The organism is Marinactinospora thermotolerans DSM 45154 (assembly GCF_900167435.1).
GTDB lineage: Bacteria > Actinomycetota > Actinomycetes > Streptosporangiales > Streptosporangiaceae > Marinactinospora > Marinactinospora thermotolerans.
In genome coordinates this window covers 1-15,751 of sequence record NZ_FUWS01000026.1, presented here as the reverse complement: position 1 = coordinate 15,751, position 15,751 = coordinate 1, and the positions used below count along the sequence as shown (strand labels likewise).

Sequence of the window (15,751 nt, the reverse complement as noted above, 5' to 3'; positions counted from 1 at the left end):
CCCGCCGACCCCGCAGCACCATCCACATCCACCAACACCACCCGGCCCGGATGCTCCGCCTGAGCCGAACGCACCAACCCCCACACCGCCGACCCCACCAAACCCGGGCCACCATCACCGGCACGCGCCCCCACCACACCCGAGGACACCACCACCAACCGCACACCCGACAGACGCTCATCCCCCACCCAAGCACCCACCACCGCCGCCAGGTCCCCCAGCGCGTTCCGCACCGCGTCCCCGAGCCCGGCGCCGTCCGTCTCGGGCGGATCGAAGGGGAGGATCACCGCCTCCGGCCGCACCTCACCGGCCCCCACCGCGGCACCCAGCTCCGTCACATCGGCGAACCGCACGAACCGGCTTCCCGCCGGCTCCTCCCCCGACAGCAGGTCCGAAAGCCCGTCGCCCACCACGGCCACCACGCCGGAGAGCGCGGCCGGCTCACCGGTGAAGGGCTCCCAGCGCAGGTGGCGCAGGGCCGCGTGCCCGGAGGTGGTCCCCGCCGCCAGTTCCCCGGCGGGGAGGGGGCGGGAGATCAAAGAGGCGATCTCGGCCACCGGCGCACCCGCGCCATCGGCCAACCGCACCCGCACACCACCATCACCCGCCGGCACCACATGCACCCGCACCCGCGACGCACCCGAAGCCAGCAACTCCACCCCCGTCCACGCGAACGGAAGCTCCACCCCCCGCCCCGCCACATCCCCCACCACGGCACTGGCATGCAAAGCAGCGTCCAGCAGAGCCGGGTGGATCCCGAAAGCCCCCGCCTGGGCGGCCTCCCGCTCACCCAACTCCACCTCGGCGAACACCTCACCACCACGCGTCCACGCGCGCCTCAACCCCTGAAACGCCGGGCCATACCCATAACCCTCACCGGCCAGCCGCTCGTAATGACCCGACACCTCCACCACACGCGCATCCACCGGCGGCCACACCGACAAATCAAACCCCGCACCACCCACACGACCGGTGGCCCCGAGGGTTCCGGCGGCGTGCCGGGTCCACCCGCGGGTGGTGGTCCGGGAGTAGACGGCCACGGCGCGGCGGCCGTCCTCCTCGGCGTCGACGGTGACCTGGAGGACGACCGCCTCGTCGTCGACGATCAGCGGGCTCTCCAGCATGAGTTCCTCGACGACCGGACAGCCGACCTGGTCGCCGGCGCGCACGGCCAGCTCGACGAACCCGGTCCCCGGGAACACCACCGTCCCCTCCACCGCGTGGTCGGCCAGCCACGGCTGCGACGCCACCGACAACCGCCCGGTCAGCACCACGCCGCCCCGGCCGGGAAGCTCGACCGCCGCGGCGGCCAGCGGGTGGCCGGCGTCCTCCAGGCCCGCGGCGCGCACGTCCGCCGCCTGCCCGGCCTCCAGCCAGTACCGTTCCCGCTGGAAGGCGTAGGTGGGCAGATCCACCGGAGACGTCCGCGCCCCGGCGGTCGCCCGCGCCCAGTCCACGGGGGCGCCGTGGGCGAACGCCTCGCCCAGGGAGAGCAGGAACCGACCGGTCCCGCCCTCGCCACGGCGCAGCGTGCCGATCGCGTCGCCGTCACCGGCACTGTCGTCGAGGATGTCCTGGATCGCCATGCTCAGCACCGGGTGCGGGCTGACCTCGATGAACAGTGTGTGCCCGTCGGCCGCGGCGGCGCGCACCGCCGCGTCGAAGCGGACCCGCTCCCGCAGGTTGGTGTACCAGTACCCGGCATCGACCCCCGTGGTGTCCAGCAGGGAGCCGGTCACGGTGGAGTAGAACGGCACCTCGGCGGGACGCGGCGCGATACCGGTCAGCTCGGCGGGCACGATGTCGCGCAGCCGCTCCACCTGCGCGGAGTGGGAGGCGTAGTCCACGGCGACCTTGCGCGCCTGCACACCGTCGGCGGTGAGCGCCGCGTGCAGTTCGTCCACGTCGGCGGAGGCACCGGAGACCACGACGGAGACGGGGCCGTTGACCGCGGCCACCGAGATCCGGCCGGCCCACGGCTCGATCCGCTGGAGCACCTCCTCCTCGGGCAGCGCGACGGCCATCATGCCGCCCGTGCCGGCCAGTTCCCGGCCGATGGCGCGGCTGCGCAGGGCGACGACGCGCGCGGCGTCCCGCAGCGACAGTGCCCCGGAGACGCAGGCCGCCGCGACCTCACCCTGGGAGTGGCCGATGACGGCGGCGGGGCGGACCCCGACCGACTCCCACAGCGCGGCCAGGGAGACCACCACCGCCCAGGTGGCGGGCTGGACCACGTCGACACGGTCGAACGGGGGTGCGCCGGGTTCACCGCGCAGGACGGCGAGGAGGTCCCAGTCGGTGAACTCCGACAGCGCCTCGGCGCACGCGCGCAGGCGCGCGGCGAAGACCGGTGAGGACTCCGCGAGTTCGGCCCCCATTCCGGCCCACTGCGACCCCTGCCCGGGGAAGACGAACACGGGGTCGCGGCGGACCGTGGCGAGGCCGCTCACCACCGTGGCGTCGCCGTCTCCCGTGGCCACGGAGTCCAGGCCGGCGAGGAGCTCGTCGCGGCCGGTGCCGACCACGACCGCGCGGTCGCCGAAGACCGCCCGCGTGGTGGCCAGGGCGCGGGCGACGGCCTGAGGGTCCGCCTCCTCGTGGGCGCGGACGTGCGCCGCGAGCCGCTCGGCCTGGGCGCGCAGTGCGGCGCCGCCCCGGGCCGACACCACCCAGGGCAGCGGGGTCTCTTCGGAGAGTGAGAGAGGCGCCGCTTCCTGCGCGTCGGAGGTTCCGGCGGGGGCGGCCGTCCCCTCTGGGGCCTCCCCGGCCTCCTCCAGGATGATGTGGGCGTTGGTGCCGCTCACACCGAAGGACGACACCCCGGCCCGGCGGGGAGACTCCGGCCGCCGGGGCCACTCGCGGCCCTCGTCCAGCAGCCGCACCTGCCCCTGGTCCCAGTCGACGTGGGAGGTCGGCTCGGTGACGTACAGGGTGCGCGGCAACAGGTCGTGGTGCATCGCCAGCACCATCTTGATCACCCCGGCCACGCCCGCCGCCGCCTGGGTGTGCCCGATGTTGGACTTGACCGAGCCCAGCCACAGCGGGGACTCCTCGGGCCGGTCGCCGTAGACCGCGAGGAGCGCCTGCGCCTCGATGGGGTCGCCCAGTGTGGTGCCGGTGCCGTGGGCCTCGACCGCGTCCACGTCACCGGGGGTCAGGCCCGCCCGCGCCAGGGCGCTGCGGATGACCTTCTCCTGGGAGGGGCCATGGGGGGCGGACAGGCCGTTGCTGGCGCCGTCCTGGTTGACCGCCGTCCCCCGGACCAGGCCGAGGACGCGGTGGCCGTTGGCGCGGGCGTCGGAGAGCCGTTCCAGCAGGACCAGCCCCACGCCCTCGGAGAACACCGTGCCGTCGGCGTCGTCGGAGAACGCCTTGACCCGGCCGTCGCGGGCCAGCCCGCGCTGCCGGCTGAAGTCCACCATGAGCTCCGGCGTCGGCATGACGGTGACGCCGCCGGCGAGGGCGAGGGTGCTCTCGCCGCGGCGCAGCGACTCGCACGCCAGGTGGATCGCGACGAGGGAGGAGGAGCAGGCGGTGTCCACCGTCACCGCCGGGCCCTCCAGGCCCAGGGTGTAGGCGATCCGGCCGGAGATGACCGAGCTGGTGTTACCCGTCTGGAGGTAGCCCTCGACCCCTTCGGGGAACGGCCCCGTCCCCGGGAGGTACCCGGTCTGCGTGCCCCCGACGAAGACGCCGGTGGGGGTGCCGCGCAGGTCCTGCGGGTTGACCCCGGCGCGCTCCAGGGTCTCCCAGGCGACCTCCAGGGCGAGGCGCTGCTGGGGGTCCATCGCCAGCGCCTCGCGCGGGTTGATCCCGAAGAACGCGGCGTCGAACTCGGCGGCGCCGTCGAGGAATCCGCCCTCGTCGGCGTAGGTCGTCCCGTCAACGGTGTGGTCGGGGTTGGTCAGGGCGTCGAGATCCCAGCCGCGGTCGGTCGGGAAGGGGACGATCCCCGACCCGCCGGCCGCCACCATGGCCCACAGGTCCTCGGGGGAGGCGACACCACCGGGGTAGCGGCAGCCCATCGCCACGATCGCGATCGGCTCACGGTCCTTCGCCTCGATCTCCCGCAACCGCCGGCGGGTCCGCTGGAGATCGGCGGTGGCGCGCTTGAGATAGTCCCGGAACTTGTCGTCATTGGCCATGGGATCTCAACCAACCTTGAGCTAGTGGCGGTGGGGGGACAGAGCGGGGCGCGACGGGCCGGGCGGAACGGACAGATCCGCGCGTCAACCCGTCCGGCGCGGGGAATCCGCCCCCGCGTCCCCGGAGCACGTCGTCCGTGAGGTCAGAGGGGGTGGGTACCGGTGGGGGACCGGGGCCGCGGAACCGGGGCGGGCGGCCGCCGAGCCGCCGGTGGAGCGCATGGCCGTCCCTCCCTCGCAGGCGTGTCGCGACGTGGTGAGCGGTCCGGCGCCGATCAGGTCGGCGTGCCCGGCCGTCACCACGCGGTCCGGATCACCGCCGTGCCCGGCACGGCCCGGCGGTGCGCGGGAACGTGGGCGTGGGTCCCCCACGATCGACGCTGAAGAGACGGTAATGACCCGTCCCGGCGGGACCGACCCCTAGCTTCCCCCTCTCCTCCCCCTGGGGCTGCGTCCGCTGCCGGCGCCGCCGTGACACCGGCGTCCCTCCCGCCGCCGGCCCCGACGGGGAGCGTGCCGGCCTCCCGGTACCGGTGGCCGGGCCCCTCGGGGCCCGGGACGCCCCGCCGCGCCCGGCCCCGTCCCACGCCGTCTCCTTGAGGGGTGCGGCACGGGCGGGTTAGGGGTGCCAGCGGCGCCGGAGGCCGCCTAGCGTCGGCGTGGCCGCCCCTCGCTCGGCGGTACCGGGCCCTGCCGTGCCCGGCGTGAACGGCCTAATACCGCGGGCCCGGGTCCGCGCCGACCAGATGAGGTGGTGGACGTGGCGCGATCCCCCGACGCCAGGGGAACGGTGCCGTTCGGCGAGTACGCGACGTGGTACCGCGTGACCGGAAAACCGGGCAACGGCCGGCCGACGGTGGTGGTGCTGCACGGCGGCCCCGGCGCGACCCACGACTACCTGCTGGGGATGACCGCGCTCGCCGACCAAGGGTGGCCGGTCGTCCACTACGACCAGCTCGGCAACGGCGGCTCCACCCACATCGACGGCGCCGACCCGGGCTTTTGGACGCCGCGGCTGTTCAACGACGAACTCGGCAACCTGGTGGAGCGGCTCGGCGTCGCCGGCGACTACGTCCTGTACGGCCACTCCTGGGGTGGGCTGCTGGCAGCCCTCCACGCGGCGGGGCGCCCGCCCGGCCTGCGCGGGCTGATCATCGCGAACTCGCCGGCCTCCTACCCCGAGTGGCGCCGCGAGCTGAAACTCCTGCGCGACCGGCTCCCTCCGGGGGTCGATGCGACCCTGCGGGAGCACGAGGCCGCCGGGACGACCGACACTCGCGCCTATTTCGAGGCGATGAAGGTGTTCTACGACCGGCACGTGCTGCGCGTGGATCCGTGGCCGCGCGATTTCACGGCCACCTTCATGGACACCTCCAGCAACCCGACGGTCTACCACACGATGAACGGCCCGTGTGAGTTCCACGTGATCGGAACCCTCAAGGACTGGAGCGTGGTGGACCTGCTGCCGCGGATCGCGGCGCCCACCCTGGTGATCTCCGGCCGGCACGACGAGGTGACGCCGGAATCGGTACGCCCCTTCCTCGACCTCGTCCCCGACGTCCGTGGACACGAGTTCGCGGACTCCAGCCATTCACCGCACCTGGAGGAACCGGAACGGTTCATCGAGGTCGTGGCCGAATTCCTCACGAGTCTGGAATAACCGCATGGGATTCAGCATGGGCCTACAGACCGCCGTCGTCTTCCCGGGCATGGGCCCCTCTCGCACCCCCGAGACCGTGGCGTTCATGCGAGACGTCCCCGAGGCGCGCCGCCTGGTCGCGATCGCCGATGACGTGCTCGGTTACCGGCTGCTCGACCGTTTCCAGGCGGCCGGGGACGACTACGCCGAGGCGGTCCAGGTCGCGTTCATGGTCAACTCGCTGGCCCTGGCCGACTGGGCCCACCGCGAGTACGGGATCGCTCCGGCGGCCTGTGCCGGGCCGAGCTTCGGGGGGCGGGCCGCGGCCGTGTACTCGGGTGCCCTGACCGCCGAGGAGGGGATCGGGTTGGCCGCGCTCCTGGCCCGGATCACCTCCGAGTACTTCTCCACCGAGCACACCGACGTGGTGACCCACTCCTTCGTCCGGGTCCCGGCGGACGCCCTGCGCGGGATCCTGGCCGAGCTGGACGAACGCTCCGAGTGGTACGACGTCGCCTGCGTGATCGACCACGACTTCACCATGCTGTCCCTGCGCGAGTCGCAGGTGGAGTGGTTGCAGCAGCGGGTGCGCTCGCTGGGCGGGCTGTCGCTGTACACCATGCGCCCACCCATGCACTCCGCCGCCTTCGCGGGCCTGCGCGAGCGCGCGGAGAAGGCGATGACGGATCTGTCGTTCGCCGACCCCCGGCTGCCGGTGATCGACGACCACGACGGCGCGACGCTGACCACCGGCGAGGAGGTGCGCACGATGCTGCTGGACACCTTTGTGCGCGCGCTGCGCTGGCCGGACGTGGTGGCCGCGCTGTCCCGGATGGGGGTGCGTGGTGTCTGTGTCTGCGGGCAGGACGCGCTGTTCGGCCGGGTTCCGGTCACCCGGGACAACTTCAAGGTGCTGCCGGTGACGCCCACGCTGGTCGCCCGGCGGATGGCGGCGGGCTGAGCGCGGGCCGGTCCGCCGGGGAGCGGCGGCCCCGCGCCGCTCCCCGGCGTCCGGTCAGCGCAGGCCGGTGAGGACCTTCCAGAGCGTGCCGGGGGTCTCGAAGGTCTCCAGGGTCAGCGCCTCGTCGCGGAAGCGGACGTCGTAGGCGTCCTCCAGCCGGGACAGGAGCTGGACGATCCCCATGGAGTCCAATCCGGCGCCCATCAGGCTCATGTCCTCCCGGAGTTCCTCATCGGGGGCAAGGAAAGGGAGGGATTCGCGGAGGGTGTTCTCGAATTTCTCATCCCACATGACGGCGGCACCGTTCTCTCGGTCGAATTCGTCCCGCACGGATGGGCGGGAACGGGTGAGGGGATCGGGGACGTCGGTGAAAGGGTGCGAAGGTCCCGCGCACCCGGGGACATCCGGAAACGGGTAGGGCGCCCGGCGCGATGGGGCCGCGAAGACCAGGGGGAACCCACCGGCGAATACCGGACACCCGATGAACATACACGCGAATCGTCGCGAATTTCAATCCCCCTCTGAAACCAGAGGAAAAGAAGAAGAGAACCCGCCGGGGTCGCCCGCGGGAAATCCGGAATACCACGATGGCCCACGGCACATAAATCCACGGATCGGTGATCGGAAATGACGCCTGAAACTCCGTCCGCACTCTATTCGCGATTCCGCCGCGGCCTGTCGGCCAACCCCGATGGGGCCGCCTTCCGGGCCGGAAACGGCGGCGCGGAGAGCCTGACCTACGCCGAGGCCGACCGGCTCGCGCTGCTGTGGGCCGGTGCGCTCCTGCGCGATGGACGCCCCGCGGCCGTGGGGATCCTCGCGGCCAAAGGCACGGTCGCCTACGTCGGTGTGCTCGCCGGACTCTACGCCGGCGTCCCGGTCGTCCCCCTCGGCACCGACCTTCCCGTCGAGCGGATCGGCATGATGGCCGAGACAGCGGGGGTGGAGGCCGTCATCGCCGACCAGTGGGGCGCGACGGCCGCCCGGGACCTGACCGTTGCGGGACGGACACCGCGGGTGCTCACCCCCGGCATCGACCCTCCCGCGCAGGCCGACGCGCTGGACGCCCCGCGGCCCGTCGCCCCCTCCGACGTCGCCTACGTGCTGTTCACCTCCGGCTCCACCGGGCGCCCCAAAGGGGTGCCCATCACCCACGCCAACACCGACCACTACTTCCGGTTCCTCGACACGCGCTACGACTTCACCCCCGGTGACGTCTTCTCCCAGACGTTCGACCTCACCTTCGACTGCGCGATGTTCGATCTGTTCTGCGCGTGGGGGGCCGGGGCGACCGTCGTCGCCGTGCCGATGACCGCCTACCGCGACCTGCCGGCGTTCATCGCCGAGCAGGGCATCACCGTGTGGTTCTCCACCCCCAGCGCCATCGGGCTGACCCGGCACACCGGCCGCCTCACCCCCGGCTCCCTGCCCGGTCTGCGCTGGAGCCTGTTCGCCGGGGAGGCGCTGAAAGAGGCCGACGCCACGGACTGGCTGCGCGCCGCCTCCAGCTCGACGTTGGAGAACCTGTACGGCCCGACCGAGATGACCATCACCATCACCGCCTACCGCTGGGACCCCGCGACCACCCCCGGGATCTGCGTCAACGGCCTGTCCCCCATCGGCGAGGTCAACGACGGCCACGACCACCTGCTCATCGGCGAGGACGGTAGGCCCGCCGAGCAGGAGGGCGAACTGTGGATCAGCGGCCCCCAGCTCACCCCGGGCTACCTCGATCCGCGGGACGCCGGGGGACGGTTCGTCCACCGGGACGGGCGCACCTGGTACAACACCGGCGACCGGGTGCGGCGGGCCCGCACCGGCGACCTCGTCTACCTGGGACGGGCCGACTCCCAGGTGCAGATCCAGGGCCGCCGGGTCGAGCTCACCGAGATCGACCACGCCCTGCGCGCCACCCCTGGGGTGACCGACGCCGCGACCGTCGCCGTCACGCAGGGCGAGGAGGGCCCGTTGCGGCTCGTCGCCTTCTACACCGGTGCCCCGGCGCGCCCCGCGGACCTGGCCGCGCAGGCCGGACGGACCCTGCCGGCCGGGCTCATCCCCCGGACCTACGTCCACCTGGACGGGTTCCCGCTGAACCACAACCGCAAGGTCGACCGGGCCCGGCTCCGCACGATCGCCGGGGAGCACATCGGAGACGCCCGGTGACCCCTTCCCGGCCCGCCACCGCAGAAGCGGCCTAGGGGGACGTTAGGGGCTCCCCCGCGCTGCCCCGATCAGTAGCGTTTCGGCGAATCCGGTCTCCTGGTCCCGCCATTCACACCACCACCCGGCGCCCACGGGCACATCGCCGTGGCCCGGACCCGATCGAGGAGGGTCATGATGTCCAGTCCGACCGAGGAGGGGGCGGGAGCGCGCCCGGATCTCGTCCACGAGCTCCTGGACCGGGCCGCCGCGCGAACCCCCGAGGCCGTCGCCGTCCGTGATCCCCAGGGTCCGTGGAGCTACACCCGGGTCGCCGGGCTCAGCCGCGCGTTCGCCCACCGGCTGGCCGCGCTGGGCGTCGGCCGCGGCGACCGGATCCTCCTGCTCACGCCGAGCCGGCGCGAGATCGTGCCCGCGCTGTACGGCGCGTCACGCGTGGGCGCCGTCGTCGTCCCGCTGGACCCCGGGCTCAAGGAGTACCAGCTGCGCTCGATCGTCACCGACGCCGAGCCCGCCCTGGCCATCGGTGACGGCGAGGCGCTGCGCGCCGCCGCGGCCGGCACCGGCGTCCCGGTCCACGGACTCGACGCACTGTGGGAGACCGTCGAGGAGGCCGCGGACGAGGAGCTCCCCCCGCTCCCCGGACCGGACCCCGACGACCTCGCCCTCATGATCTACACCTCTGGCAGCACCTCCACCCCCAAGGGGGTGATGTGCCCGCACGCGGCGGTGACGTTCGCCGCCACCGCGATCAACGGTGTCCTCGGCTACGGCCCCGCCGACGTCGTCCTGTGCCGGCTGCCGCTCTCCTTCGACTACGGGCTCTACCAGGTCCTGCTGGCCACCCTGGGCCACTCCGAGCTGCTGCTCACCGGCGCCGAGTCCGACCTGCTGCTGATGAAACGGGTCCGCGAGCACGGGGTGACGATCCTGCCCGTGGTCCCCTCCCTGGCGACCATGATCACCACCCTGGCCAGGCGCGACCCCGAAGCGGCCGGTGGCGTTCGGATGTTCACCAACACCGGGGCGGCGCTGCCCATCAGCACCATCGAGGACCTGCGCGCCGGGTTCCCCGGCGCCCGCGTGGTGCGGATGTACGGCATCACCGAGTGCAAGCGGGTCACCGTGATGCCCCCCGAGGAGGAGCACGAGCGCCCCGGCTCCGTCGGCCGGCCCCTGCCCGGCACCCGGGTGCTCATCCTCGACCCCGACGGCAGGCCGCTGCCACCGGGCGAATCCGGGGAGATCACGGTGGTCGGGCCCAACGTCATGGCCGGCTACTGGCGGTCGCCCGAACAGACCGGGCGGGTCTACCGGCGCGACGGCGCCGGGGGCGAGGTGCGCATGCGCACCGGCGACCACGGCTTCCTCGACGCGGACGGCTACCTGTACTTCGAGGGGCGCCGTGACGACATGTTCAAGCGCAAGGGCGTCCGGATGAGCACCGTCGAGATCGAGGCGGCCGCCCTGGACATCCCTGGTGTCCGCGCCGCGGCCGTGCTGCCCCCGACGGAGAACCGCGACCTCGCCCTGGTCGCCGAGTCCGATCTGGCCCCGCGGGAAGTGCTGCGGGAACTGGCGCTTCGGCTGGAGGCGGCAAAGGTCCCCGCGCTGTGCCGGGTGATCGGGGAAATGCCGCTGACCCGCAACGGCAAGAACGCCCGCGACGTCCTCACCCGCATGTTCGACGGCCCCGAAGGAGAACGCCCGTGAGCGGCGACGCGCACCTCACCGAACAGTACGGATCACCCCTGTACGTCTACGACCTCCAGCGGGCCGTGGCCGCCCGCGACGACCTGTACGCGGCCCTCCCCGAGGGGACGGTCCTCTACTACTCCTTCAAGGCCAACCCCCACCCTGAGATCGCCCGGGCGCTGCGCGAGGGCGACGGCCCCGTCTGCAAGGCCGAGATCAGCTCCACCGGCGAGCTCGCCGCCGCGATCACCGCGGGCTTCGACCCGGCCGAAATCCTCTACACCGGGCCGGGCAAGACCGGTGAGGAGGTGGCGGCGGCCCTCGACGCCGGCGTCCGCACCTTCTCCGCGGAATCCCTCGGCGACCTGCGCCGGATCGGCCGCGCCGCGGACGAGCGAGGCGTCACCGCCGACTGCCTGCTGCGCGTCAACAGCGCCGGCACCGGGGCCACCACGAGCATCCGCATGACGGGGACCCCCTCGCAGTTCGGCTTCGACAGCGAGACACTGCCCGCTGTCATGCCGGAGCTGCGCGCGGTCCCCGGCGTCCGCCTGGCCGGGATGCACCTGTTCTCGCTGAGCAACGCGCGCGACGAGGATTCGCTGATCGCCGAGTTCGAGCACACCATCGCCGCCGCGGCCGAGGTCCGTGACGCCGTCGGGCTGGAGCCGGAACTGCTCGACCTCGGGGGCGGATTCGCCTCCCCCTACCTGACCCCCGGCGAGCGTCCCGTCTACCCGAACCTGCGCGCCGCCCTGGAGAAGACCCTCGACGGGCGCTTCCCCGGGTGGCGGGACGGCGCGCCACGGATCGCCTGCGAATCCGGGCGGTACTTGGCCGGCGACTGTGGCCGCCTGGTGTGCACCGTCACCAACATCAAGGAGAGCCGCGGCCGGAGGTTCGTCATCCTCGACGCCGGCATCAACACACTGGGCGGCATGTCCGGGCTCGGCCGGCTGCTGCCGGTGTCGGTGGGGCTGGCCCCCGACCCCGTCCCCGCGGACGGCCGGGCAGAGGACGGCGTGGCCAGTCTCGTCGGCCCGCTGTGCACGCCGGGCGACACCTTCGGGCACAACGTGTCCGTCCCGGACCTGCGCCCCGGCGACGTCGTGACCATCCCCAACGCCGGCGCCTATGGGTTGACCGCCAGCCTGCTCATGTTCCTCGGCCGGCCGGCCCCCACCGAGGTCATCACCCGCGGCGACCAGGTCGTCTCCGCGTCGCGCATCGGATTCGACCGGATCCCCCGATAACCCGCCGGCCGGGATCGTGGTGGTCCCGGCCGCCCCTCCCCGTCCCCATCGTCGGCCGCCCCGAACACACGCCGAGGGCCGGTCCTTCGCGGTTCACCATGGAGAGTCAGCGCATGAGTCAGGACCACAACAGCGCAAACGAGACCGGTGTCGCCCCCGCGGCGGAGACCGGAGAGGTGTCGGCGTTCACGCTCCGGCTGGCCGGCCTCCCCCTCGCCGACCGGCGGGCGGCCCTGGCCGACCTCGTCGGTCGCACGACGCTCGGCGTCATGGACGAGGTGCTGCCCGGCCTGGTGGACGAGATCTCCCCCGATCAGGGGTTCCGGGACATGGGGCTCGACTCGCTCGGAGCGGTGGAACTACGCGATCGGCTCTCCGCCGAGCTCGGCACCCCCCTGCCGATGACCCTCGCCTTCGACTACCCCACACCGGCCGCGCTCGCCGACCACCTGCTCACCGACGTGCTCGGGCTGGGAGAGGAATCGGACGGCGGCGACGCCATCTCCGCCGTGGCCTCCGACGAGCCCATCGCCATCATCGGCATGGCCTGCCGCTACCCCGGTGGCGTGCGCTCCCCGGAGGAGCTGTGGCGGCTGCTGCGGGAGGGCGGGGAGACCGTCACCGGATTCCCGACCGACCGGGGCTGGGACCTGGACCGCCTCTTCGACGACGACCCCGACACCGGGAACACCAGCTACACCCGGGTCGGTCACTTCCTGCACGACGCCGGCGAGTTCGACCCCGCCTTCTTCGGGATCAACCCGCGCGAGGCGCTGGCGATGGACCCCCAGCAGCGCCTGATCCTGGAGACCTGCTGGGAGGCGCTGGAGCGCGCCGGGATCAACCCGCAGGACCTGCGCGGCAGCCGGACCGGGACCTTCATCGGCGCGGAACCCCAGGACTACGGGCCCCGGCTGCACCGGGCCCCCGCCGATGTCGAGGGCTACCTCGTGACCGGCGCCGCCACCAGCGTCATCGCCGGCCGGGTCGCCTACACGCTCGGCCTACAGGGACCGACCATGAGCGTGGACACCGCCTGCTCGGCGTCCCTGGTCGCCATCCACCTGGCCTGCCAGTCACTGCGCACCGGGGAGAGCCCCCTGGTGCTGGCGGGCGGCGTCACGGTCATGTCGGCCCCCGGCACCTACACCGCCTTCAGCCGGCAACGGGTCATCGCCACCGACGGCCGGTGCAAGGCGTTCAGCGCCGGCGCCGACGGGACCGGCTTCTCCGAGGGGGCCGGCATCATCCTGCTGGAGCGCCTGTCGGACGCGCTGGCCAACGGCCACCCGGTCCTGGGCCTGATCCGCGGCTCGGCGGTCAACCAAGACGGCGCGAGCAGCGGCCTGACCGCCCCCAACGGGCCGTCGCAGGAGAAGGTGATCCGGCAGGCCCTCGCCTCCGCCGGCCTGGAGGCGCGCGAGGTCGACGCGGTCGAGGCCCACGGCACGGGTACGGCGCTGGGCGACCCGATCGAGGCGCAGGCGCTGCTGGCCACCTACGGGCGTGACCGCGGTGACGCCGCTCCCTTGCGCCTGGGCTCGGTCAAGTCCAACATCGGGCACACCCAGGCGGCGGCGGGCGTGGCCGGGGTGATCAAGATGGTGCTGGCGATGCGCCACGGCGTGCTGCCGCGCACCCTGCACGTCGACGAGCCGTCAACCTACGTGGACTGGTCCGCCGGCGCGCTGGAACTGCTCACCGACGAGGTCGTGTGGGAGAAGGAGGGGCCCCGCCGGGCCGGGGTGTCGTCCTTCGGCGTGAGCGGCACCAACGCCCACGTGGTCCTGGAGGAGGCGCCGGTCGCCGAGGCGGCACCGGCCCCCGCGACGGGCACCGACGGCCCCGGGGAGGAGACCCGGCTCATCTCCACCTCGGCCACCTCACCCGGCCCCCTGCCCTGGGTGGTGTCGGGCCGTGGTGAGGCGGGGTTGCGCGCCCAGGCCGCGGCGCTGGCCGCCCACGCCCGCGCCGAGGGCCGCTCCCCCCTCGACATCGGCCACTCCCTGGTCACCTCGCGGGCGGTGTTCGAGAACCGCGCCGTGGCCGTCGGTACCACCGCGGACGAGCTGATCGCGGCGATGGAGGCGCTGGCCACGGACGACACACCGCCGGGGGCGGCGCGCGGCGCCGCGCCCGGCACGCGCGAACCGGTGTTCGTCTTCCCCGGGCAGGGGTCGCAGTGGGCCGGGATGGGCGCCGAACTCGCCGAGACCTCGCCGGTGTTCGCGGCCCGGCTGACCGAATGCTTCGAGGAGATCGCGACCTGGGTGGAGTGGGACCCCTGGGCCGTCCTGCACGGCGAGCCCGGCGCCCCCACCCTGGAATCCATCGAGGTCCTGCAACCCATCACCTTCGCCGTCATGGTCTCCCTGGCCGCGATGTGGGAGGCCGCGGGCGTGCGCCCCGCCGCGGTGGTGGGCCACTCCCAGGGGGAGATCGCGGCGGCCTACGTCGCCGGAATCCTCTCGCTGCCCGACGCGGTGCGGGCGGTGGTCCTGCGCTCCCGGGTGTTCGCCGAGGAACTGGTCGGCAAGGGCGCGATCGCCGCGGTGGCCCTTCCCCCCGACGAGGTGCGGGAACGCATCGCCGCCTGGGACGGCGCGCTGGAGCTGAGCGCACTCAACGGTCCCGTCTCCTCGGCGGTGGCCGGCACGCAGGCGGCCCTGGAGGAGTTCGTCGAAGGGCTGCGCGCCGAGGACGTGCGCGCCCGGGTGGTGGCCACCACGGTGGCGTCGCACTCCCGCCAGGTCGAAGCCCTGCGGGAGCGGCTGCTGAAGGCGTTGGAACCGGTGACGCCGGGCGAGGGCAGAGTGCCCTTCTACTCCACCGTGACCCCGGGGATCGTGGCGGGGACCACCCTGGACACCGGGTACTGGTACGAGAACGTGCGTCGGCCGGTGCGCTTCTCCGAGACCGTCGAGACCATGATCGGCGACGGGCGCACCGTCTTCGTCGAGGTCAGCCCGCACCCGGTGCTGGGCATGAGCGTGCAGGACGTGCTGGAGACCTCGGGCCGCTCGGGCGCGGTGGTCGGCACGCTGCGCCGTGGCGAGGGCGGGACCGGCCGGTTCCTGCTCTCCCTGGGCGAGGCGTTCACCGCCGGGATCGACGTGGACTGGGCGCGGGTGTTCGCCGGCTCGGGGGCCTCCCGGGTGGATCTGCCCACCTACGCCTTCCAGCGCGAGCACTTCTGGTTGCACGACGAGCAGGCGGCGGACGTGCGCGCCGCGGGCCTGGAGGACGCCGACCACCCGCTCCTCGGCGCCTCCGTGCGCGTCGCGGCGTCCGGCGAGGTCGTCCTGACCGGTCGGGTGTCGGTGGCGTCGCAGCCGTGGCTGGCCGACCACGCCGCCGGCGGGACGGTCGTGTTCCCCGGGACCGGGTTCGTCGAGCTGGCCGTGCGCGCCGGCGACCAGGTCGGCTGCCCGGTCGTCGAGGAACTCATGCTGGAAACCCCCCTCGTCCTGACGGAGGAGGCCGTGGACCTCCAGGTCCGGGCGAGTGCGCCCGGGGAGGACGGCCGCCGGGAGGTGAGCGTGCACTCCTCCGTGAACGGGTGGACGTGGGTCCGCCATGCGGTGGGGGTGCTGGTCGCCGGTCGTGTGGGTGGTGCGGGGTTTGATCTGTCGGTGTGGCCGCCGGTGGATGCGCGTGTGGTGGAGGTGTCGGGTCATTACGAGCGGCTGGCCGGTGAGGGTTATGGGTATGGCCCGGCGTTTCAGGGGTTGAGGCGCGCGTGGACGCGTGGTGGTGAGGTGTTCGCCGAGGTGGAGCTGGGTGAGCGGGAGGCCGCCCAGGCGGGGGCTTTCGGGATCCACCCGGCTCTGCTCGACGCCGCCCTGCACGCCATCGACATGGCCGACCACGACGACGGGACGGCCACCGACGGGAG

General features: G+C 73.3%; 8 protein-coding genes. 6 read left to right on the top strand and 2 right to left on the bottom strand.

Features of this window, described 5'->3' with window-relative positions; all coding sequences use genetic code 11:
* On the bottom strand, window positions 1-4,145 hold a 4,145-nt coding region (locus tag B5D66_RS24695), incomplete at its 3' end, for a type I polyketide synthase (protein ID WP_144390353.1).
* 760 nt (window positions 4,146-4,905) lie between these two features.
* On the opposite strand from B5D66_RS24695, the gene B5D66_RS24690 reads away from it, so the two are divergent.
* Both B5D66_RS24690 and B5D66_RS24685 read left to right on the top strand, forming a co-directional pair.
* Window positions 4,906-5,805, top strand: coding sequence for a proline iminopeptidase-family hydrolase (locus B5D66_RS24690; protein WP_078764233.1), 900 nt, complete (start codon window positions 4,906-4,908; stop codon window positions 5,803-5,805).
* Between the two features lie 4 nt (window positions 5,806-5,809).
* Complete coding sequence (locus B5D66_RS24685) at window positions 5,810-6,745, top strand: ACP S-malonyltransferase (RefSeq protein WP_235001217.1); 936 nt, start codon at window positions 5,810-5,812, stop codon at window positions 6,743-6,745.
* A gap of 54 nt (window positions 6,746-6,799) precedes the next feature.
* On the opposite strand, the gene B5D66_RS24680 is transcribed toward B5D66_RS24685, so the two are convergent.
* Window positions 6,800-7,036: a phosphopantetheine-binding protein gene (locus tag B5D66_RS24680; protein WP_078764232.1), complete on the bottom strand. Its 237-nt coding sequence runs from the start codon at window positions 7,034-7,036 to the stop codon at window positions 6,800-6,802.
* 336 nt (window positions 7,037-7,372) lie between these two features.
* On the opposite strand from B5D66_RS24680, the gene B5D66_RS24675 reads away from it, so the two are divergent.
* The 4 genes from B5D66_RS24675 to B5D66_RS24660 form a co-directional block, all read left to right on the top strand.
* Window positions 7,373-8,911 (top strand): AMP-binding protein, encoded by a 1,539-nt coding sequence (locus B5D66_RS24675; protein WP_078764231.1) that lies wholly within the window; start codon window positions 7,373-7,375, stop codon window positions 8,909-8,911.
* Window positions 8,912-9,082: 171 nt separating this feature from the next.
* Complete coding sequence (locus B5D66_RS24670) at window positions 9,083-10,621, top strand: AMP-binding protein (RefSeq protein ID WP_078764230.1); 1,539 nt, start codon at window positions 9,083-9,085, stop codon at window positions 10,619-10,621.
* Entirely contained in the window at window positions 10,618-11,856 is a 1,239-nt protein-coding gene (locus B5D66_RS24665) for a type III PLP-dependent enzyme domain-containing protein (RefSeq protein ID WP_078764229.1), read from the top strand. Before B5D66_RS24670 ends, B5D66_RS24665 begins: the two co-directional genes overlap by 4 nt.
* A 113-nt stretch (window positions 11,857-11,969) precedes the next feature.
* The coding region (locus tag B5D66_RS24660; protein ID WP_159457320.1) for a type I polyketide synthase at window positions 11,970-15,751 on the top strand (3,782 nt) is incomplete at its 3' end.

What these genes read in the sequence shown, in the direction of transcription:
- B5D66_RS24685 (WP_235001217.1), top strand. Translation starts at nt 5,810, where the DNA reads ATGGGATTCAGCATGGGCCTACAGACCGCCGTCGTCTTCCCGGGCATG.
- B5D66_RS24680 (WP_078764232.1), bottom strand. Translation starts at nt 7,036, where the DNA reads ATGTGGGATGAGAAATTCGAGAACACCCTCCGCGAATCCCTCCCTTTC.
- B5D66_RS24675 (WP_078764231.1), top strand. Translation starts at nt 7,373, where the DNA reads ATGACGCCTGAAACTCCGTCCGCACTCTATTCGCGATTCCGCCGCGGC.
- B5D66_RS24670 (WP_078764230.1), top strand. Translation starts at nt 9,083, where the DNA reads ATGATGTCCAGTCCGACCGAGGAGGGGGCGGGAGCGCGCCCGGATCTC.